Below are 20,456 nucleotides of genomic sequence, written 5' to 3'. Positions count from 1 at the left end.
TTACTTCACCGCAAGCTTCAGGCCCTCGCGCGGCGTGACGACGGGCGACCAGCCGAGCACGTCGCGGGCGTGGGATATGTCGACCTGCAGGGAGCCGCAAAGACGCTGGTAGACGGCGTTCTTTCCCGTCACTCTCGCCCCCATCTGCAACAAGGCGGGAGGGAAGGGAAGCAGCATCGGCTTGACGCCCAAGCCTGCGGCAATTCCTTCGATAAGCCCCGGCGTCGACAGATCTTCCCCATCGCCTGCAAGAAGGGTCTGGCCGGCAGCGTCCGGATGCGTCATGCCCGTGACGATCAGATCGACGAGATTGGGAAGCGCGACCAATGTCCGGCGGTTCTTCAGCGAGGCGAAGGGGAGCGGTATCTTCTTCCGGACAAGTCCGACGAGCAGGGCGAAGTTGCCCCTGGCACCGGGCCCATAGACGAGCGGCGGTCGAATGACGATGATTTCGATGCCTGTTCGGGCGGAGATTTCATGCAGCCCGATTTCGCATTCCAGCTTCGAAATACCATAGGGATCAACCGGCATCGGCGTGTCGTCGTGCCGGAAAGGCCGGTCGTTCTCTTCACCATTGACCTTGATGCTGCTGATGAAGACGAGCCTTTTTACGCCCGCGCGGGCGGCTTGCTCGGCGAGATTCAGCGTGGCGGCAGTGTTGATTTGGCGGAATTCCGTCAGAGGATCGGCCGCGCGGTCATTCATGATGTGAACGCGGGCAGCGAGATGGACAATGACATCGACACCGTCGAGAGCTGCCGTCCAGTCGGTTTCGCTGGTTATCTCGATGGGAAAATGCCGCACATCCGCCGGGAAGCTGGCGGCGGCCGAGCGGGTGGTTACCGCAAGCTCCCATATCCGCTCTTTATGCAGCCTTTCGACGAGGGGGCCACCGACAAAGCCGGCCGCGCCGGTAATGAGGCATCGCATCATCTGTTCCCCGTTTTGCCGTGACTGCTCCGGTTAGCCTGAAGTGCCCACGGTATCAATAAAAAAGCCGCGACGGTGGCCGTCGCGGCTTTTCGTTGATTGGTTATCCGAGGCTCAGACTTCTTCGCGGCCCGACAGCAGGATGCAGACCAGCGAGATCACAGCCGAGGCGGCAAGGTAGTAGCCGACATAGTTCAGGCTGTAGTGGGTGGCGAGCCAGGTGGCGATATAGGGGGCGAGCGAGGCGCCGAAGATGCCACCGAGGTTGAAGGTCATCGAGGCGCCGGTGTAGCGCACCATGGTCGGGAAGGGCGCTGCAAGAGCCGCGCCGATCGGACCATAGGTGAAGCCCATCAAAGCGAGGCCGATGATCGAGCACAGGAAGGCGCCGGTCAGACCGCTGGTCAGCAGCGTCGCGTAGAAGAAGCCGAAGATTGCGATGGCAATCGTCGTCAGCGACAGAATGATGCGGCGCGAATAGAGGTCTGAGAGCCAGCCGGAAAGCGGGATCGTCAGGCCGAAGAAGACGACGCCGACAAGCTGGACGACCAGGAACTGCTCTCTGGAATAACCGAGCCCGCCCTTTTCCAAAGGTGTCGTGCCCCAGGAGAGCGTGAAGACCGTCATCAGGTAGAACAGCACGAAGGTCGCCACGGCGATGAAGGTGCCGAGGATCAGGCTGCGCAGGTGGCCGCGGAAGACCATCTCGATCGGCACGGCGACGCGCTCGTGCTTTTCGACGGCTTTGCGGAACTCCGGCGTTTCGGCGATCCTCAGGCGGACATAGAGGCCGACAGCGACAAGGGCGAGACTGGCGATGAAGGGAATGCGCCATCCGTAGTCGAGGAAATCCTCGTTGCTCATCGTTTCCGCCAGGATGAGGAAAAATCCGGAGGAAAGGATAAAGCCGATCGGCGCGCCGAGTTGCGGGAACATGGCGTACCAGCTGCGCTTGCCGGGAGGAGCGTTTTCGGTGGCGAGCAGAACGGCGCCGCCCCATTCGCCGCCGAGGCCAAGCCCCTGGCCGAAGCGGCAAAGCGCCAGCAGCAAGGGTGCTGCGATGCCGATCGAATCATAGCCCGGCAGCATGCCGATCAGGACGGTCGAAAGCCCCATCGTCATCAGCGCGGCGACGAGCGTTGCTTTGCGGCCGATGCGGTCGCCGAAATGACCGAAGACCACGGCGCCGATGGGGCGGGCGAAGAAGGCGATCGAGAAGGTGACCAGCGACTGCAGCGTTGCGGCGTTCGAATCGCTTGCCGGGAAGAAGAGATGCGGGAAGACGAGGACGGCTGCCGTCGCGTAGACGTAGAAGTCGAAGAATTCGATGGTGGTGCCGACAAGGCTGGCGATGAGAACGCGAGCCGGAGAATTGACTTGCGCGCTGTTCGAGGCAGGTGTCGGCGATGCGGAGATCGCGTCTGTCATTTTCATTCCAATCAGTCTGTCTATGGAACGCCTTGGGAGGCCGGCGGGTCTTAACGCAATTTCAGATCTAAGAAAACGTCTCCTCGCGTCGCACGCATCGCGTCTCGAACCTGCGGTTTCTCGCTCCTTGCGTGAAGCTTGCTGCGCGCATGCCGGCGCGCTTGACCGGAATCAAATTGTGGCTGAAGCATTATTAACCCTTTGGTTGAAATGGAGGAGGCGCGTATGCAAAAGAGTCTTGTTGCCGAGTTTCTTGGCACATTCTGGCTGGTCTTCGGCGGATGCGGTAGCGCCGTGCTGGCAGCGGCCTTTCCCGAACTGGGGATCGGTTTTTTCGGCGTGGCCTTCGCGTTCGGCCTGACCGTGCTCACCATGGCCTATGCCGTGGGCGGCATTTCGGGCGGTCACTTCAATCCCGCCGTTTCCCTCGGTCTGACGGTTGCCGGCCGGTTTCCCGCCGCGCGCCTTGTTCCCTATATCGTCGTCCAGGTTGTCGGCGCCGTCGCCGCGGCCGCAGTGCTCTACCTTATCGCCAGCGGCAAGGCGGGTTTCGAGCTCGGCGGTTTTGCCGCCAACGGTTATGGCGATCATTCTCCGGGCGGCTATTCACTGCTTTCGGCGCTGCTGATCGAAGTGCTGCTGACCATGTTCTTCCTGATCATCATCCTGGGATCGACCAGCAGCCGGGTGCCTGCCGGCTTCGCGCCGCTGGCGATCGGCCTCGGGCTGACGCTGATCCATCTCATTTCCATCCCGGTGACGAACACCTCGGTCAATCCGGCACGTTCCACCGGCCAGGCGCTTTTCGTCGGCGGCTGGGCGCTGCAGCAGCTCTGGCTGTTCTGGATTGCGCCGCTTGCGGGTGGTGCGCTCGGCGGACTGGTGTGGAAATTCCTCGACGACGCCGACTGACTGCAAGATATCGAGCTATCCCATTGAGCCCGCGTGGTTTTTCCGCGCGGGCTTTTCTCTTTCCGCGGATCGGCGGGCATCCTCGCTCGACATTTCCGAAGAGGTGAAAGTTAAAAAATGAAGGGCGCAGCAAGACGGAGTTAACGAAAGTAAACACTTCATTAACCATAATGATGCTCTAATGCGTGCAGGTCGGACAAAGGCCTGAAACGGAGCAGACAGCTTCGCGCAAGCGTCGCTTTCGAGAATGGAAGTTATTTTTGGGGGTGTTGATGAGTCGCAAGCATGTCGCTGTCCTGATGGGCGGATTTTCCTCGGAAAGGCCGGTCAGCCTTTCCTCGGGAAAGGCTTGCGCAGAAGCCCTCGAAGCGGAAGGCTTCGACGTGACGGCGATCGACGTCGCGCGCGATGTTTCCGAGAGGCTCGCCGCGCTGAAGCCCGATGTCGTCTTTAATGCGCTTCACGGCCCGTTCGGCGAGGACGGCACCATCCAGGGCATCCTCGAATATCTCGAGATCCCCTATACGCATTCGGGCGTGCTTGCCTCGGCGCTGGCGATGGACAAGGACAAGGCGAAGCTCGTTGCCGCCGCCGCCGGCATTCCGGTCGCCGAATCGCAGGTGGTCAATCGTTTCGCCTTCCCCGCGACGCATCCGATGAAGCCGCCCTATGTGGTGAAGCCGGTCCGCGAGGGCTCGAGCTTCGGCGTCGTCATCGTCACTGAAGACCAGGCGCATCCACCGCAGGTCGTCAGTTCCCCCGAGTGGCGTTACGGTGAGGAGGTGCTCGTCGAGCGCTATGTCTATGGCCGCGAGCTCACCTGTGGTGTCATGGGCGAAACGCCGCTCGGTGTCACGGAAGTGGTGCCGCAGGGACACAATTTTTATGATTACGACTCCAAGTATGCGGCAGGCGGTTCAAAACACGTCATCCCGGCGAAAATTTCACCGAATATTTACCAAAAAATACAAACATTGGCCCTAAGGGCGCATCAGGCAATCGGTTGTCGCGGCGTCAGTCGGTCCGACTTTCGTTACGACGATCGTTTCTCCGAAGACGGCGAAATTATCTGGCTGGAGGTCAATACCCAGCCAGGCATGACTCCAACCTCGCTCGTGCCCGAAATGGCCGGTCATGCCGGCTATTCCTTTGGTCAGTTTCTCCGGTGGATGGTGGAGGACGCGTCTTGTTTGCGTTGACGGTCAAGAGGTTAGGGCGCCCCAGCCATCATGCCGTGCTTCCGATGATGGAAGCCGAAGAGCGGTTCGTGCTGCCGCGCCCGCTGCGCCGGGTCACGCGCTTCCTGATCAGCCTCTGCAGCGGCCGCATCTACATTCCAGCCCATACTGGCACGGTCTCGGCGCTCGCTTTCCTGGCTGCGACAGGGCTTTACGGCATGTCGCTCGGCGGCCACACCGAATCAGTCGCCCAGGCGACAACGACGGCGGCAGGCTTTGCGATCGAGGACGTGAAGGTCTCCGGCAATTCGGAGACGTCCGAAATCGAGATCCTGCAGCTGATCGGCCTCGACGGCACGACCTCGCTGGTTGCTCTCGACGTCGATGCCGCCCGCCGGAAGATCGCCCATCTTCCCTGGGTCGAAAATGTCGAGGTTCGCAAGATCTATCCGAAAACGATCGAAGTGAAGCTCAAGGAGCGCCAGGCCTATGCGATCTGGCAGCACGGGCAGGAGCTTTCCCTGATCGAGAAGAACGGCAGCGTCATTGCGCCGCTGCGCGACAACAAGTTTTCGGCGCTGCCGCTGGTCGTTGGCCGCGATGCGGAAACGGCGGCGGCATCACTCGACGACGCCTTCTCGAAATGGCCCGACGTGAAGGCCCGCGTGAAGGCCTACGTCTGGATATCCGGCCGTCGTTGGGACCTGCATATGGACAACGGCGTCGTCGTCAAGCTGCCGGAAGACGGTATCGACCAGGCATTGGCGACGCTTTCGAAGTTCGACAAGGAGCATCAGCTGCTCGAGCGGGACATCGCCGCGGTCGATCTGAGATTGCCTGACAGAACCGCGATCCAGCTGACGCCGGAAGCGGCGGTCCGCCGGCAGGCGGTTGTGACGGAGCGTACGAAAGAATTGAAGAAGGCGGGGCAGAATATATGAGCTTGTTCGGTTCGTCCCATTTCGGATTGCCGCGCCTGAAGCCGCTTTCGTCGAAGCGGTCGCATATCGTTTCGGTGCTCGACATCGGCTCGACCAAGGTCGTCTGCATGATCGGCCGGCTGACGCCGCGCGAGGAAAGCCAGATCCTGCCGGGCCGCACCCATAATATCGAGATCATCGGCATCGGCCATCAGCGTTCCCGCGGCATCAAGACCGGCGTCATCGCCGATCTCGACGCGCTGGAAGGCGTCATCCGTCTTGCCGTCGACGCTGCCGAGCGCATGGCGGGGCTGACCGTCGAGAGCCTGATCGTCAATCTGACGGCCGGCCGCCTCGGCAGCGACATCTACACCGCGACCATCGATCTCGGCGGTCAGGAAGTCGAACTCAACGATCTGAAGAAGGTGCTGTCGGCCGCCTGCCAGCAGTCGCTGCGTCAGGACCGTTCGGTGCTGCATTCGCTGGCGACCGGCTTCTCGCTCGACGGCGAGCGGGGCATCCGCGATCCGCTGGCGATGTACGGCGACGCGCTCGGTGTCGACATGCATGTCGTCACGGCGGAGCGCTCGGCGCTGAAGAACCTCGAACTCAGCGTCAACCGCGCGCATCTGTCGGTCGAGGGCATCGTTGCGACGCCCTATGCATCCGGCCTTGCGGCGCTCGTCGACGACGAGGTCGAGCTCGGCTGCGCGGCGATCGACATGGGCGGCGGCACGACGACGATCTCGGTCTTTGCCGAAGGCAAGCTCGTTCATACGGATGCCGTCGGCCTCGGCGGCCATCACGTGACCACGGATCTCGCGCGCGGCCTTTCGACCCGCATCGAGGATGCCGAGCGGCTGAAGGTCGTGCATGCCACGGCCCTTTCGAATTCTTCCGACGAGCGAGAGCTGATCTCGATCCCGCCGATCGGCGAGGACGATCGCGACCAGCCGTCGCAGGTGCCGCGAGCGCTGGTTTCGCGCATCGTATCGGCCCGAATCGAGGAGACGATGGAACTGATTCGCGACCGTATCCAGCGCTCCGGCTTCAGCCCGATCGTCGGCAAACGCGTCGTGCTGACGGGCGGGGCGAGCCAGCTGACCGGTCTTGCCGACGTGGCGCGGCGCATCCTTGCCCGCAACGTCCGCATCGGCCGCCCGATGGGCGTCTCGGGGCTGCCGACGGCGGCCAAGGGCCCGGCCTTTTCGACGGCCGTCGGCCTGATGATCTATCCGCAGGTCGCGGACATGGAGACACATGCGTCACAGAGCGGTCTGCTCATGTCGCTTGGGGGAAATAACAGCCGGATAGCCCGCATGGGCCAGTGGCTGAAGGAAAGCTTCTGAAATTGAGTAATTGGCCGGCGTGGCGATGCGGCCAGAGAGAGAAGGAACAGGTACCATGACCATCAAGCTGCAAAAGCCTGACATCACAGAGCTGAAGCCGCGCATCACCGTGTTCGGCGTTGGTGGCGGTGGCGGCAATGCCGTCAACAACATGATCACCGCCGGCCTCCAGGGCGTCGACTTCGTCGTCGCCAACACGGATGCGCAGGCGCTGACGATGACAAAGGCCGAGCGCATCATCCAGCTCGGCGTCAACGTCACCGAAGGCCTCGGCGCCGGCTCGCAGCCGGAGGTCGGCCGAGCGGCTGCCGAGGAGTGCATCGATGAGATCGTCGATCACCTGAACGGCACGCATATGTGCTTCGTCACCGCCGGCATGGGCGGCGGCACCGGCACGGGTGCGGCTCCCGTCGTCGCGCAGGCAGCCCGCAACAAGGGCATCCTGACGGTCGGCGTCGTCACCAAGCCGTTCCATTTCGAAGGCGGGCGCCGCATGCGTCTGGCTGAGATGGGCATTCAGGAACTGCAGAAGTCTGTCGATACGCTGATCGTCATTCCGAACCAGAACCTCTTCCGCATTGCCAACGACAAGACGACCTTCGCCGATGCCTTCGCCATGGCCGACCAGGTTCTCTATTCCGGCGTTGCCTGCATCACCGACCTGATGGTGAAGGAAGGCCTCATCAACCTCGACTTCGCCGACGTCCGCTCGGTGATGCGCGAGATGGGCCGCGCGATGATGGGCACCGGCGAAGCCTCCGGCTCCGGCCGCGCACTGCAGGCCGCAGAGGCTGCAATCGCCAATCCGCTGCTCGACGAAACCTCGATGAAGGGCGCTCAAGGGCTGCTGATCTCCATCACCGGCGGTCGCGACCTCACCCTCTTCGAAGTCGACGAAGCCGCGACCCGCATCCGCGAGGAAGTCGATCCAGACGCCAACATCATCCTCGGCGCCACCTTCGACGAATCGCTCGAAGGCATCATCCGCGTCTCGGTCGTCGCAACCGGCATCGACCGGGCGATGAACGAAGCCGCCGAGCGGAACCTCCAGCCGGCAGCAAGGCCCGCTATCCGTCCCTCCGCGGCTGTTGCTCCGGCAGCGGCCGCAGTTCAGCCTGCCCCCGTGATGCAGGCACCGAAGGCCATGGATCCGATCGCGCAGACCATCCGCGAAGCCGAGATGGAACGCGAGCTCGAAATTCCGGCCCCGCGTGCTGCCGCACCGCTGCAGCAGCCGGCTCCACAGCAGGAAACATTCCGTCCGCAGAGCAAGATCTTCGCGCCTGCGCCGGAAGCTCCGGCAATGCGTCCTGCCCCTGTGCAGCAGCAGGCTCCGGCGCCCGTCATGAGCCAGCCGGTCATAAGCCAGCCGGTTCAGCAGCAGCCGGTCCGGCAGGAGCCGATCATCCGCCAGGCGCCCGAACCGGTGCGCATGCCGAAGGTCGAGGATTTCCCGCCGGTCGTCCAGGCCGAACTCGACCACCGCACGCAGCCGGCCTCCGCGCATGCGGCGGAAGAGCGCGGTCCGATGGGCCTGCTCAAGCGAATCACCAATTCGCTTGGCCGCCGTGACGACGACGCCGTTGCCGCCGACATGACCGCCGCACCGCCGGCTGCTTCGCAGCAGCGCCGTCCGCTGTCGCCGGAGGCGAGCCTCTATGCACCGCGTCGCGGCAACCTCGACGACCAGGGCCGCGCGGTTCCGCAGGCCCGGATGATGCAGGAAGACGACCAGCTGGAAATCCCGGCATTCCTGCGTCGCCAGTCGAACTGATACCGTGCTTCTGCACCGTTCATGCCCGGGATCAAGGTCCCGGGCATTGCCGTTTTTCTGGCTGCGATTCGCAAGTGATTTCAATTGCGTGACTTCGTAACAAAGCGAAAGAAACAGTGATTTGGATTGGAGCGCCGGCGCACGTAAGTATGGTGCAAGGAAACTGCCCTAGGAGACCTTTCGACAGGCTCCTGCTGCAGAATGAACGATGACCGTGCCGATCGGACAGACCGGCGGTACGGTAGAATAAAAGGCAGAATTTATGGCAATTGGCTTGCTGGGTTTTCAAACGACGGTATCGCGCCCCGTAACGCTCTCGGGCATCGGAGTGCATTCGGGCGCTGATGTCTCGATCACCCTGAACCCGGCGGAATCGGGCACCGGCGTCGTTTTCCAGCGCCTGCATGACAATGGCGATATCACCGAACTCAAGGCCGTCTCCTCGCAGGTCGGCAATACCGACCTTTGCACCGTGCTCGGCTTCTCGCCCGCCCATTCGGTGGCGACGATCGAGCATGTCATGGCCGCCATCTATGCGCTCGGCCTCGACAATGTGGTGATCGAGGTGCAGGGCTCCGAAATGCCGATCATGGATGGCAGCTCGCTGCCCTTCGTCGAGGCAATCGAGCAGGTCGGTCTCGTCTCGCTCGGCGTCAAGCGCCGCTATATCCGTATCACCAAGCCGGTGCGAATCGAGCATGGCGGCTCCTGGAGCGAATTCCGTCCCTATGATGGGACGCGCTTCGAAGTCGAAATCGATTTCGAGTGCCCGCTGATCGGCCGGCAGAAGTGGGCCGGCGACATGAACGCCGCCGTCTTCAAGGCAGAGCTTTCCCGCGCCCGCACCTTCGGTTTCATGCGCGATGTCGAGCGTCTCTGGGCGTCGGGCCACGCGCTCGGCTCCTCGCTTGAAAATTCCGTCGTCATCTCGGACGACAATACCGTCATCAATGTCGAAGGGCTGCGTTACGCCAAGGACGAATTCGTCCGCCACAAGACGCTCGATGCCGTCGGCGATCTGTCGCTTGCCGGCGCGCCGTTCATCGGCTGCTACCGTTCCTATCGCGGCGGTCACAAGATGAACGCCAATGCGCTGAAGGCGCTGCTCGCCGATCCCTCCGCCTACGAGGTCGTGGAGACGTCGACGCCGCGCCAGCGCGTTGCTGCCCGTGAACTTATCGCAGTCAGCGCTTCGGAATTCGCTCCCTGGTCGGCATGACCTCCAGCACATTCTCAAGACCAGGCCGCCTCTTTCCCGGAGGCGGTTTTTTTATATCCGCCGCGTCGTCGGCAATAGGCAGATGCATGACTGCCACAGGTCGGGAAGAAGATGAAAAGCCCGGTCATTCTGCGGCGGCTGCCACAAAAATGCGTTAATGCCTTATCATTGCGTTGCTCTTGATGCACATTTGTGGCTAGAAACGCCAGCGAGGCGTGGCTGCCGTGGAGCGAGCGGCGGCAGTGGGGTTCTTTCGAATGGGTTATGCAGGATCTGAAGGTATGATGAAGACAGCGCGTGCTTTGTTCGCATCGCTTCTGGTGCTCAGCGCAGGCGCCGCGATCTCCGGTTGCCAGTCGGACCCTGATATCGACATTACCAAGCTCGGCCTCGAAACTGATCCGCCTGATGTGCTCTACACCCAGGGCCTTGCCAATATGAAGGCCGGCAACATGGCGGAAGCGGCGCGCAAGTTCGACGCGATCGACCGCGAGAACCCGTTCTCCGAATGGGCGCGCAAGGCGCTTGTGATGAGCACCTTCGTCAAATACCGCCAGGGGCGTCTGGACGATGCGCTTGCTTCGGGCAACCGCTACATGTCGCAATATCCGAAGTCCCAGGATGCCGCCTATGTGCAGTATCTCATCGGTCTCACCTATTCCAAGCAGATCGTCGACGTGACGCAGGACCAGCGCGCCTCGGCCAAGACGATCGAGGCGATGCAGGCTGTCATCGACAACTATCCGAACTCCGAATATGTCGACGACGCGCAGGCGAAGATCCGCTTCGCGCGCGACCAGCTCGCCGGCAAGGAAATGCAGATCGGCCGCTACTACATGGAGCGGAAGGAATATCTCGCCGCGATCTCACGCTTCCGCATCGTCGTCGAGAAATATCCGAACACCAACCAGATCGAAGAGGCCCTGGCGCGTCTCGTCGAAGCTTATTACGCCATGGGCATCGTCGACGAGGCGCAGACGGCGGCTGCCGTTCTGGGTCACAATTATCCCGACAGCCAGTGGTACGCCGATTCCTACAAGCTGCTGCAGACCGGTGGTGCCGAGCCGCGTGAGAACAAGGGCTCGTGGATCGCTGCGGCAGGCAAGAAACTTCTTCTCGGTTCCTGAGGCCAATGCTGATCCAGCTTTCGATCCGCGATATCGTCCTGATCGAGCGGCTGGATCTTGCCTTCGAGACCGGCCTCTCCGTGCTGACGGGCGAGACCGGGGCGGGCAAATCCATCTTGCTCGACAGCCTGTCGCTGGCGCTCGGCGGGCGCGGCGACGGCAACCTGGTGCGCCATGGCGAGGACAAGGGCCAGGTGACGGCTGTGTTCGACGTTGGCATGGATCACGGCGCCCGCATGCTCTTGCGTGAAAACGGCATCGATGACGAGGGTGATCTGATCTTTCGCCGCCAGCAATCGGCGGACGGGCGCACCAAGGCCTATGTCAACGACCAACCGGTCAGCGTGCAGCTGATGCGCCAGGCCGGTCAAATGCTGGTCGAAATCCATGGCCAGCATGACGACCGCGCTTTGGTCGACACCAATGCCCACCGCACTCTGCTCGATGCCTTCGCCGGCCTTACCGACGAGGTTTCGGAGGTCTCCCGGCTCTATCGGCTGTGGCGCGATAGCGAGCGGACGCTGAAGAAGCACCGCGAGAAGGTGGAAAGTGCGGCACGCGAAGCCGACTATCTGCGTTCTTCCGTCGAGGAACTCGAGAAGCTCTCGCCGCAGGATGGCGAGGAGGAAGAACTCGCCGACCGCCGGCAGAAAATGATGAAGGCCGAGCGAATCGCCGGCGATATCGCCGAGGCCTCCGAGTTCCTGAACGGCAATGCCTCGCCGGTGCCCCATATCGCCTCGCTGGTGCGCCGGCTGGAGCGCAAGAGCCATGAGGCGCCAGGATTGCTCGAAGACACGGTGGCGCTGCTCGATGCCGCGCTCGATCAGCTTTCCAACGCGCAGATGGAAGTCGAGGCGGCGCTGCGCAAGACCGAATATGATCCGAGGGAACTGGAGCGGGTAGAGGAGCGGCTTTTTGCGCTCCGGGCCGCCTCGCGCAAATATTCCGTGCCCGTCACCGAGCTGCCTGCGCTTGCCGTCCGCATGATCGCCGACCTTGCCGATCTCGACGCGGGTGAGGAGCGGCTGGCGCGGCTCGAAGCCGAGGTCGGCCTGGCCCGGGAAAATTACGATGCCGCGGCGCGCTCGCTCTCCGACAAGCGCCATCATGCCGGTATCGCCTTGGCTGCGGCTGTCATGGCCGAGCTGCCGGCGCTGAAGCTCGAACGCGCCCGTTTCATGGTCGAGATCACCACCGATGCGCACGAGGCCCTGGCTGAAGGCATCGATGTGGTCGAGTTCCATGTCCAGACCAATCCCGGCACGCGGCCGGGCTCGATCATGAAGGTTGCCTCCGGCGGCGAACTCTCACGTTTCCTGCTGGCGCTGAAGGTGGCGCTCGCCGATCGCGGATCTGCTCCGACGCTGGTCTTCGACGAAATCGACACCGGCGTCGGCGGTGCGGTGGCCGATGCGATCGGCCAGCGGCTGAAGCGGCTGTCGGAGCGGGTGCAGGTGCTGTCGGTCACGCATGCGCCGCAGGTCGCAGCAAGGGCGGCGACGCATCTTCTGATCTCCAAGGGACCGGCGGCCGAGGGTTCGGAAAAGATCGCTACGCGCGTCGCGACGATGGCGCAGAAGGACCGCACCGAGGAGATCGCCCGCATGCTGGCCGGGGCATCGGTGACCGAAGAGGCGAGGGCGGCGGCAAAGCGGCTGCTGGCCGGCAACGGCTGATCGCAACTCGGCTGTCGGTAAGGCCGACGGCGGTGACGAACATCTCGCTTTGCGCTATCCGTAACATTCCGATCCGCGCCGATCTGTTGCCATGCGCCTTTTCCATTTCAGCGATGATCCCGACATTGCGGTGTTCGAACCGCGCCCGGTTCGCGTAGCCTCAATCCGCCCGGCGGGCCGGGAATGGCTGAACGGTCCACTCGTTTGGGCGATCGATGGCGACCATGACTTCATGTATCTCTTTCCGCGCGACTGCCCGCGGATCCTGATCTGGGCGACACCCAAGACGCCGGAGGCGGAGAGGCGGCACTGGCTCAGGGATTGCCGGGCCGCGGCCTATGTCGAGCGTCACTGGTTGGAAAGGCTCTCGGCGGAAACGCTCCATCGCTACGAGCTGCCGGCTGGGGGTTTCGAGGATCTGAATGATGCCGGCATGTGGGTGGCCCGCAGACGCGTTGTTCCCACCGAGCGCACCGCCATCTCGCGGCTCGACCGGGAGTTTGCGCCGCCCGACGTGGAGCTCAGAGTGGTCGACAGTTTGCGGCCGTTGAAGAGCCTTTGGGACACGAGCTTGCATGTCAGCGGCATCCGGCTGCGCAATGCGCGGGATTGGGAACAGGATGGGTAGATCGATCTTCGCAGCGCGGCATGCGCGGCCTCTCTTTTCATCCGGCGATTTTGCTCTAAAAACAATCCAGATTTCTGGCCAGATTCCCTGGAGTGTTATTCCATGCCCACCGAAGGTTCCGCCGTCGACACGTTGACGATCGAAGAGGCTGCCGCCGAGCTCGAACGGCTGGCAAAGGAGATCGCGCATCACGATGCGCTCTATCACGGCAAGGACCAGCCGGAGATTTCGGATGCCGATTACGACGCGCTGAAGCGCCGCAATGATGCGCTGGAAGCGCGCTTTCCCGAGTTGATCCGCGAAGACAGCCCATCGCGGCATGTCGGTGCAGCGCCCTCCGTGACGTTCTCGCCTGTCGTCCATGCGCGGCCGATGCTGTCGCTCGACAACACCTTCTCGCAGGAGGACGTGCAGGATTTCGTCGCCGGCGTCTATCGCTTCCTCGGCCGTCTGCCGGACCAGTCGATCGCCTTTACCGCCGAGCCGAAGATCGACGGTCTCTCGATGTCGATCCGTTACGAGAACGGCAGGCTGGTGACGGCTGCGACGCGCGGAGACGGGACGACGGGGGAGAACGTCACCGCCAACATCCGGACCATCGCCGAGATCCCCAACGAGCTGCCGAAGGGCGTGCCCGCTGTCGTCGAGATCCGCGGCGAGGTCTATATGGCCAAGAGCGACTTCCTGGCGCTGAATCGGCAGATGGAGGCGGAGGGCAAACAGACCTACGTCAATCCGCGCAACACCGCGGCCGGGTCGCTGCGCCAGCTCGACGCCAAGGTGACAGCGAGCCGCAAGCTGAAATTCTTCGCCTATGCCTGGGGCGAGATGTCTGAGATGCCCGCCGACACGCAATTTGCCATGGTGCAGACCTTTAGAGACTGGGGTTTCCCGGTCAATCCGCTGATGAAGCGGCTGAATTCGGTCGCCGACATCCTGGCGCATTATGACGAGATCGGCCTTGAGCGTCCGGATCTCGACTACGACATCGACGGCGTCGTTTATAAGGTCGACAGTCTCGAACTGCAGGCCCGTCTCGGCTTCCGCTCGCGTTCGCCGCGTTGGGCGACGGCGCATAAGTTTCCGGCCGAACAGGCCTTCACCGAGGTCGAGAAGATCGAGATCCAGGTCGGCCGCACCGGGGCCCTTACGCCGGTGGCGCGGCTGAAGCCGATCACGGTCGGCGGCGTCGTCGTCACCAATGCGACGCTGCACAACGAGGATTACATCAAGGGCATCGGCAATAGCGGCGAGCGCATCCGGCCGGAGGAACACGATATCCGCGAAGGCGATACCGTCATCGTCCAGCGCGCCGGCGACGTCATTCCGCAGATCCTCGATGTGGTGATGGGAAAACGCGCGGTCGACGCCCGGCCATACGAATTCCCGAAGACATGCCCGGTCTGCGGTTCGCATGCCGTGCGCGAGGTCAACGAGAAGACCGGCAAGATGGATTCGGTGCGCCGCTGCACGGGTGGCTTCATTTGCCGAGCGCAGGCGACGGAGCATTTGAAGCACTTCGTTTCGCGCAACGCTTTCGATATTGAAGGGCTCGGTTCGAAGCAGATCGACTTCTTCTTCGAAAACGAGGACGCGTCGCTGCAGATCCGTACCGCGCCCGACATCTTCACGCTGGAGAAGCGCCAGCAGCAATCGCTGACCAAGCTCGAAAATATCGACGGCTTCGGCAAGGTCAGCGTCGGCAAGCTCTATGCGGCGATCAACGAACGGCGCAGCATTGCGCTCCACCGCTTCATCTACGCGCTCGGCATCCGTCATGTCGGCGAGACCACGGCGAAGCTGCTGGCGCGCTCCTATGGCACCTATGCGGCCTTTGAGACGGGGATGCGGGAGGCCGAGACGCTTGCCGGTGACGCCTGGAACGATCTCAATGCCATCGAGGGCATCGGCGAGGTCGTGGCGCGGGCTATCGTCGAATTCTACAAGGAGCCGCGCAATGTCGAGGTGATCACCCGGCTTATCGAGGAGGTGACGCCCGAGGAGGCCGAACAGCCGGTGACGGCGGGCAGCCCGGTCGCCGGCAAGACCGTCGTCTTCACCGGGTCGCTGGAAAAATTCACCCGCGACGAGGCGAAGGCGAGGGCGGAAAGCCTCGGCGCCAAGGTGGCGGGATCGGTCTCCAAGAAGACCGACATCGTCGTTGCCGGCCCCGGCGCCGGCTCCAAGCTCGACAAGGCGCGCGAGCTCGGCGTGCAGACGATGGACGAGGATGAATGGCTGGCGTTGATCAGCGGGTGAAGGGCTGAGGGCAGGCCGCCAGCCTTCCGCTCGCTCATAGCCTGAGCCGTGCCATCGTATAGGCGTCGACATATTGACCGGCGCGATATCCGAAAGCCCTTAGCAGGCCTTCCTGTTCGAAGCCGAATTTGCGGTAGAGACCGATGGCGACATCGTTGTCGGTATAGACGGTCAGTTCCAGCCGTCTGATATCGAGCCAGTCATCGGCAGCGTCGACAAATGCACCGAGCAGGATCCGTCCGAAGCCGCGGCCGGTGAAATCGTCATGCACGCCCATGCCGATGCTGGCGACGTGCTGCCTGCGGCCGGAAAGACGGTTGAGGCCGCCACTGCCGACGATCTTGCCATTTTGGGTGACGACGAGGTTGAGCGCGCCCGGTGACGGATTTTCCATGTGCTTGCGAACCTCCTCGACTGCCTGGTATGGCGGCCGCAAGGTACCTGCCCGGTAGCCCGGCAGATTTATGAGATCGGTGATCTCCTCGGCATCGGAAAGGCGGACGGCGCGCACCAGGACCCCATCCGGCAGGTGCGCTCGGCCGCGCGGTTCATTCTCTTCGTTTTCGGACATTCATGCTCTCCGTCGTTTACGAGGAGAGCCGGTTTCCGAAAACCCTGCTCGCCTCGGCAGGGTTTCGGGATGATCGGATCGCTGCTAACGCGCCATCGCTCCCGCGTACCCTTCAAGGGTCGTGGTGTGATGAATAAGCGCTGCCATGGTCACGAAGCCGATCATGGCAGGTAGGTTTCGATATGCGGGGCAAAAAGTCAACCATGCGTCGTGCCGAATTTGCGCGGTGGGAAGCGGGGCGGTATTCCTGTGCCTGGAGAAACGATTCGGGTTGCGGCATTGAAAACCATCGCGATTGACTTCGAGACGGCGAACGAACAGCGCGGCAGCGCCTGTTCCGTCGGCCTTGCCTGGATCGAGGAGGGCAGGGTGACGCGCGTCGAGGAGCGGCTGATCCGGCCGCGGGACATGCGGTTTTCCGGGATGAACATCGCAATCCACGGCATCCGGCCGGAGCATGTCGAGGATGCGCCTGAGTTTCCCGAGGTGATGGACGAGTTCGAGGAGGATTTTCGCGGTGCCACGATGATCGCGCACAATGCCGCCTTCGATTTCAGCGTCTGGCGGGCGTGTCTCGATCTCTACCGGCAATCCTATCCGGAGCTTACCTATCTCTGCAGCCTGAAGATGGCGCAGCGGATCTGGCCGCACTTCCTCTCGCACCGGCTGAACCTGATCGCCGAGCATCTCGGCCTGCGTTTCGTGCATCATAACGCCGCCGAGGATGCAGCGGTCTGCGCGGCGGCGGCGATCGAAATGGCGAAGGCGGTCAAGGCGAACGCCGTTCACGCCATACCGGCGCTGATCGGCATGAGGCCCGGCCGGCTGACGGCGCGGGCCTACGAGCCCTGCACCTGCCGGAAAGGCTGAGCGTTCTCGCAACGGCGATTTCTTGCAAAGCATGGGTGCATGCTTATCTAGAATCCGGATCATTCAGGGAGCCGCCATGTCCAAGCTGCGCAATCTTCTCCTCGCCGCCTTCTCTTTCTCCGTTCTTTCCGCCGGGGTCGTCTCGGCCGAGGTGGTCGGCAAGGTCGGGGTCGACTGGATCGGCAACGACATCATTGTCGAGGCGGTCTCCGACCCTGAGGTCAAGGGCGTTACCTGCCACGTCACCTATTTCGACCGCAGCCTGATCGACCGGTTCAAGAACGGCAACTGGTTCGAAGACCCGTCCAACAATTCCATCGCCTGCCGGCAGACGGGGCCGATCGAGATCGGCAATATCGACCTGTCCAAGGACGGCAGCGAGGTGTTCCGCCAGGGCATGTCGCTGATCTGGAAAACGCTGGTCGTCAACCGCATCTACGACAAGACCAACGACACGCTGATCTATCTCGCCCATTCGCGCGAACTGACGGACGGTTCGGCGAAGATGTCGATCTCGACCATTCCGCTCTATGGGCAGAATGTTGTGTGGAAGAACGGGAAGCCGTAGGGGCGGGAAGGTTCCTGGATTTTTCGCGTTCGTTATTGAAAAGCCCGCCCCACAAGGGGGAGGGGCTTAACTTGTCGCACCCGCTTTCCAGATCTTTGACGTTTCGGGAGGAGCGAGGCGGGGCCTGAGCTTAGTCCCTCCCTAAAGCTGATCCGATGCTGGCTTATGCTCCACACCAAACGGAAAAGGCCCGGACGAGCCGGGCCTTCCAATACGCAAACGGAGAAATATCAAGCCGCCTGCGTCAGCTCGTCGGCAATGACCGTGTCGAGGTTCAGGAAGCAGACCATGGTCTTTTCGAGCGCGACGATGCCGCGGCAGAAGGCGCGCTGGGCTTCCGGGATGATTTCCGGCGGCGGCTGCAGGTCTTCGCTCTTGATGGTCATCATGTCGGAAACCTGCTCGACCAACAGGCCGACCAGTTTGCCGGCGATGTCGGTGACGATGATCGCCGAGCGCTCGGAGGGCTCGGTCATCTTCATGCCGAGGCGGCAGGCCATGTCGATGACGGGGATCACCGCGCCGCGCAGGTTGATGAGACCCAGCACGTAGGGCGGGGTGTGCGGCATCGGCGTCACCGGCGCCCAACCGCGGATTTCGCGGATGGCCATGATGTCGATGCAGAACTCCTGGTCGCCCAGGTGGAACGAAACGATTTCGAGATAGGCGCCCGATTGCTTGATGGCGTTGTTGTTCATGGTCAGAATTCTTCCCAGTTGTCCCCGGCGGGAGAGGCGATGACTTTGGCGGCAGAACCGCCGTTGAATGCGCCCGCGACTTTGCCGATCAGGTTGCGCGCGGGAGATGGTCTCGAATGCGAGGCGGCATTTGCCTCTCGCGGCGTTTGCCGGGCGCTCATGCCCTCGCCGGTCTTGAACTGCTTGACCAGTTGCGTCAGGTTTTCCGCGTCGATGGCGAGCGTATGGCTTGCAGCGTTCGTCTCTTCCACCATGGCCGCGTTCTTCTGCGTGACCTGATCCATCTGGCTGATGGACGTATTGATTTCATTCAGTCCCACTGATTGTTCGCGCGCAGAGGTTACGATTGATTTAACATGTTCGTCGATGCGCAGAACATCTTCGCCGATCTGGCGAAGCGCTTCGCCGGCGGCCGTCACCAGTTCGCCGCCGATCTTCACTTCGTCGCCGGATTTTCCGATCAAGGTCTTGATATCCTTGGCAGCGCCGGCGGCGCGGCCGGCGAGTTCGCGTACTTCCTGGGCAACGACGGCGAAACCCTTGCCGGCTTCGCCGGCGCGTGCTGCCTCGACGCCGGCGTTGAGCGCCAGAAGGTTCGTCTGGAAGGCGATCTCGTCGATGACGTTGATGATCTTGCCGATCTCGCGGGACGCGCCTTCGATTCGCTGCATCGCCGCCATTGCGTCGCCGACGACGATATCCGACTTCGCCGTGTTCTCACGGGTATGGGTGACCATATGGCCGACTTCCTCGGCACGGTTGGTCGCGTTACGGACGGTGGCGGTGATCTGGTCGAGGGCGGCTGACGTCTCTTCGAGCGACGCGGCCTGCTGCTCGGTACGCTTGGCGAGGTCATCGGCGGCAGCGCGCATCTGGCGGCTGTTCGCCTCGATCGAGCTGCTGTTGACGGCGATGTCGCTCATCGCCTTGCGCAGCGTTGCCGTCGTCTGGTTGAAGTCGCGGCGTAGGCGCTCCAACTCCTCGCGGAAAGGCTGGTCGATCGTAACGGTCACGTCGCCTTCCGACAGGCGGGTAAGGCCGTGGCCGAGGGCTGTGACGGCGGCGTTCAGAGCTTCGGCGTCGGCGAGCTTTGCGGCTTCGCGCTCACGGTGCTCGGCATCGCTGCGCTGCCTGTCGGTCTGGTTCTGCGTCTCGAGGTTACGCTTCTCGATGGCGGCGAGACGGAAGCTGTCGGCGGCGCGAGCCATTTCGCCGATCTCGTCGCCGCGGCTCTTTTCGGCAACGTCGCTGGCGAAATCGCCGTTCATGATGCGCAGCATGCTTTCGCGCACGGCGCCGATGCCGCGGCGGATCGAGCCGCCATGGACATATTGCAGAATACCCATGCTGAGGATGGCGAAGATGCCGAGGCCGATCTGGAGAACAAGGGCTTCCCGCGATACGGCATTGGCAAGATCGACATGCTGCTGGGCGAAGACGGTGCCGTCAGCGGCGAGCTTGTCGAGCGTTTTGGTCAGCTCCTCGCCGGCGCCGTCGATCGTGTCGTCGATCTTGTCGAACTCGGCATCGGGCGCACCCTGTTGAACAAGGGCGACGAGATCGACCTGGATCGCCTTGCCCATTGCGGCGACGTCGGCGTCATAGCTTTTCAACAGACCATCGTCATGCATTTCTTCGGCAAGCCGGCGCATTTCCTTCGAGCCGCCGGAAAGCGCGGTGAGCGAATCGCCGATCAGCTTGATGCGCTCCGGCTCCACCGCCTTGTCGTCCTTGTCGACGATGATATCCATGGCGGCCAGCACCATCGTCAGGTTCGCAAGGCGCATGTCGTCGATATGGTTGACGCTCGTCTGGATCTCGCTGGCGCTACGCAGGCTGGCATCGACCCGCATGTTCTCGTACCAGCCGACGCCAAGCATCGTTCCGAAACCGAGGAAGGCCGCGCCACCGAGCGTCCAGAGCCGCTGGCTGACCGACAGGCTCTTGCGCACTGCTGAATTCGTCATGAAAAGACCCCTCCACAAACCGCTCGGGTTTATGTTCTCCTACCCTCATGCGGACGTCCGGGGTTTTTGCCACTCGGCAGACTTCATGTCAGAACGGCTCGATGGAGCCGCACGCATTGCTAAATATAGATATGACGGCTTAAGTCTTTCCTAACGATATGTGCCTTGAGATCGTCTGTTCGCTTCAAAAGCAAATTATTCAAAACACAATGGTTTTCGATCCATGGCAATTTTGGCGGGCAGATTTTCCGCCGTAGATGGCCTCTATCAGTGAGACAATTAATCACGGGTCAGAAAACATATTGTTGAATTGCGCGCGTCCGGTCGGGGCTATAATCACGCGGGGCGCAAGGGGTGGGCGGCAGATATCCGCCGGGAT

The 20,456-nt window shown here is 62.3% G+C and carries 17 protein-coding genes; 12 read left to right on the top strand and 5 right to left on the bottom strand.

The features are described 5' to 3' along the window. Both FHT79_RS07215 and FHT79_RS07210 read right to left on the bottom strand, forming a co-directional pair. A complete protein-coding gene (locus tag FHT79_RS07215; RefSeq protein WP_183903163.1) occupies window positions 1–930 on the bottom strand; it encodes an SDR family oxidoreductase in 930 nt (309 codons plus the stop codon). A 114-nt stretch (window positions 931–1,044) separates the two neighbouring features. Further along, a complete protein-coding gene (locus tag FHT79_RS07210) occupies window positions 1,045–2,358 on the bottom strand; it encodes an MFS transporter (RefSeq protein WP_183903162.1) in 1,314 nt (437 codons plus the stop codon). 210 nt (window positions 2,359–2,568) lie between these two features. Between FHT79_RS07210 and aqpZ the strand changes: the two genes are divergently transcribed. The 10 genes from aqpZ (at window position 2,569) to ligA (ending at window position 15,403) form a co-directional block, all read left to right on the top strand. Next, the gene (gene aqpZ / locus FHT79_RS07205; protein WP_281414611.1) at window positions 2,569–3,270 is read left to right on the top strand and encodes an aquaporin Z; all 702 of its coding nucleotides are present in this window, start codon (window positions 2,569–2,571) and stop codon (window positions 3,268–3,270) included. 272 nt (window positions 3,271–3,542) lie between these two features. Further along, window positions 3,543–4,469, top strand: a complete 927-nt coding sequence (locus FHT79_RS07200; RefSeq protein ID WP_183903160.1) for a D-alanine--D-alanine ligase — start codon at window positions 3,543–3,545, stop codon at window positions 4,467–4,469. Further along, the gene (locus FHT79_RS07195; RefSeq protein WP_281414610.1) at window positions 4,457–5,389 is read left to right on the top strand and encodes a cell division protein FtsQ/DivIB; all 933 of its coding nucleotides are present in this window, start codon (window positions 4,457–4,459) and stop codon (window positions 5,387–5,389) included. The genes FHT79_RS07200 and FHT79_RS07195 overlap by 13 nt, the downstream gene beginning before the upstream one ends. Further along, window positions 5,386–6,717: a cell division protein FtsA gene (ftsA, locus tag FHT79_RS07190; protein ID WP_047610931.1), complete on the top strand. Its 1,332-nt coding sequence runs from the start codon at window positions 5,386–5,388 to the stop codon at window positions 6,715–6,717. The genes FHT79_RS07195 and ftsA overlap by 4 nt, the downstream gene beginning before the upstream one ends. A 55-nt stretch (window positions 6,718–6,772) precedes the next feature. Further along, on the top strand, window positions 6,773–8,491 hold the full coding sequence (gene ftsZ / locus FHT79_RS07185; protein ID WP_047610929.1) for a cell division protein FtsZ: 1,719 nt from the start codon (window positions 6,773–6,775) through the stop codon (window positions 8,489–8,491). Window positions 8,492–8,753: 262 nt separating this feature from the next. Next, on the top strand, window positions 8,754–9,710 hold the full coding sequence (gene lpxC, locus FHT79_RS07180) for a UDP-3-O-acyl-N-acetylglucosamine deacetylase (RefSeq protein WP_047610927.1): 957 nt from the start codon (window positions 8,754–8,756) through the stop codon (window positions 9,708–9,710). 257 nt (window positions 9,711–9,967) lie between these two features. Beyond that, window positions 9,968–10,837: an outer membrane protein assembly factor BamD gene (locus FHT79_RS07175; RefSeq protein WP_174824440.1), complete on the top strand. Its 870-nt coding sequence runs from the start codon at window positions 9,968–9,970 to the stop codon at window positions 10,835–10,837. Between the two features lie 5 nt (window positions 10,838–10,842). Continuing rightward, the gene (gene recN / locus FHT79_RS07170; protein WP_047610924.1) at window positions 10,843–12,516 is read left to right on the top strand and encodes a DNA repair protein RecN; all 1,674 of its coding nucleotides are present in this window, start codon (window positions 10,843–10,845) and stop codon (window positions 12,514–12,516) included. A 91-nt stretch (window positions 12,517–12,607) separates the two neighbouring features. Further along, on the top strand, window positions 12,608–13,144 hold the full coding sequence (locus tag FHT79_RS07165; RefSeq protein ID WP_183903159.1) for a DUF6886 family protein: 537 nt from the start codon (window positions 12,608–12,610) through the stop codon (window positions 13,142–13,144). Between the two features lie 102 nt (window positions 13,145–13,246). Then, on the top strand, window positions 13,247–15,403 hold the full coding sequence (gene ligA, locus FHT79_RS07160; RefSeq protein ID WP_183903158.1) for an NAD-dependent DNA ligase LigA: 2,157 nt from the start codon (window positions 13,247–13,249) through the stop codon (window positions 15,401–15,403). 34 nt (window positions 15,404–15,437) lie between these two features. Here the strand turns inward: ligA and FHT79_RS07155 are convergent, their stop codons facing one another. Next, window positions 15,438–15,974 carry a GNAT family N-acetyltransferase gene (locus tag FHT79_RS07155; RefSeq protein WP_183903157.1) on the bottom strand — a complete coding sequence of 179 codons (537 nt, stop codon included), beginning with the start codon at window positions 15,972–15,974 and terminating at the stop codon, window positions 15,438–15,440. 279 nt (window positions 15,975–16,253) lie between these two features. Between FHT79_RS07155 and FHT79_RS07150 the strand changes: the two genes are divergently transcribed. After that, window positions 16,254–16,844 (top strand): 3'-5' exonuclease, encoded by a 591-nt coding sequence (locus FHT79_RS07150; protein ID WP_183903156.1) that lies wholly within the window; start codon window positions 16,254–16,256, stop codon window positions 16,842–16,844. Window positions 16,845–16,920: 76 nt separating this feature from the next. Then, window positions 16,921–17,412, top strand: coding sequence for a CreA family protein (locus tag FHT79_RS07145; RefSeq protein WP_047610915.1), 492 nt, complete (start codon window positions 16,921–16,923; stop codon window positions 17,410–17,412). Window positions 17,413–17,642: 230 nt separating this feature from the next. Here the strand turns inward: FHT79_RS07145 and FHT79_RS07140 are convergent, their stop codons facing one another. Both FHT79_RS07140 and FHT79_RS07135 read right to left on the bottom strand, forming a co-directional pair. Then, window positions 17,643–18,110 (bottom strand): chemotaxis protein CheW, encoded by a 468-nt coding sequence (locus tag FHT79_RS07140; RefSeq protein ID WP_017965084.1) that lies wholly within the window; start codon window positions 18,108–18,110, stop codon window positions 17,643–17,645. A 2-nt stretch (window positions 18,111–18,112) separates the two neighbouring features. Beyond that, window positions 18,113–20,077: a methyl-accepting chemotaxis protein gene (locus FHT79_RS07135; RefSeq protein WP_183903155.1), complete on the bottom strand. Its 1,965-nt coding sequence runs from the start codon at window positions 20,075–20,077 to the stop codon at window positions 18,113–18,115. Window positions 20,078–20,456 lie beyond the last annotated feature (379 nt).

Source organism: Rhizobium sp. BK212 (assembly GCF_014197475.1).
In the GTDB taxonomy this organism is placed as follows: domain Bacteria; phylum Pseudomonadota; class Alphaproteobacteria; order Rhizobiales; family Rhizobiaceae; genus Rhizobium; species Rhizobium anhuiense.
Note: the sequence above shows the minus strand (reverse complement) of the source record. Positions and strands in the feature narration are given on the sequence as shown.

Coding starts and splice junctions, on each gene's coding strand:
- FHT79_RS07210 (WP_183903162.1), bottom strand. CDS start 2,358: ATGACAGACGCGATCTCCGCATCGCCGACACCTGCCTCGAACAGCGCG.
- FHT79_RS07175 (WP_174824440.1), top strand. CDS start 9,968: ATGGGTTATGCAGGATCTGAAGGTATGATGAAGACAGCGCGTGCTTTG.
- recN (WP_047610924.1), top strand. CDS start 10,843: ATGCTGATCCAGCTTTCGATCCGCGATATCGTCCTGATCGAGCGGCTG.
- FHT79_RS07200 (WP_183903160.1), top strand. CDS start 3,543: ATGAGTCGCAAGCATGTCGCTGTCCTGATGGGCGGATTTTCCTCGGAA.
- aqpZ (WP_281414611.1), top strand. CDS start 2,569: ATGGAGGAGGCGCGTATGCAAAAGAGTCTTGTTGCCGAGTTTCTTGGC.
- ftsA (WP_047610931.1), top strand. CDS start 5,386: ATGAGCTTGTTCGGTTCGTCCCATTTCGGATTGCCGCGCCTGAAGCCG.
- FHT79_RS07135 (WP_183903155.1), bottom strand. CDS start 20,077: ATGACGAATTCAGCAGTGCGCAAGAGCCTGTCGGTCAGCCAGCGGCTC.
- FHT79_RS07215 (WP_183903163.1), bottom strand. CDS start 930: ATGCGATGCCTCATTACCGGCGCGGCCGGCTTTGTCGGTGGCCCCCTC.
- ftsZ (WP_047610929.1), top strand. CDS start 6,773: ATGACCATCAAGCTGCAAAAGCCTGACATCACAGAGCTGAAGCCGCGC.
- FHT79_RS07140 (WP_017965084.1), bottom strand. CDS start 18,110: ATGAACAACAACGCCATCAAGCAATCGGGCGCCTATCTCGAAATCGTT.
- FHT79_RS07145 (WP_047610915.1), top strand. CDS start 16,921: ATGTCCAAGCTGCGCAATCTTCTCCTCGCCGCCTTCTCTTTCTCCGTT.
- FHT79_RS07155 (WP_183903157.1), bottom strand. CDS start 15,974: ATGTCCGAAAACGAAGAGAATGAACCGCGCGGCCGAGCGCACCTGCCG.
- lpxC (WP_047610927.1), top strand. CDS start 8,754: ATGGCAATTGGCTTGCTGGGTTTTCAAACGACGGTATCGCGCCCCGTA.
- ligA (WP_183903158.1), top strand. CDS start 13,247: ATGCCCACCGAAGGTTCCGCCGTCGACACGTTGACGATCGAAGAGGCT.
- FHT79_RS07165 (WP_183903159.1), top strand. CDS start 12,608: ATGCGCCTTTTCCATTTCAGCGATGATCCCGACATTGCGGTGTTCGAA.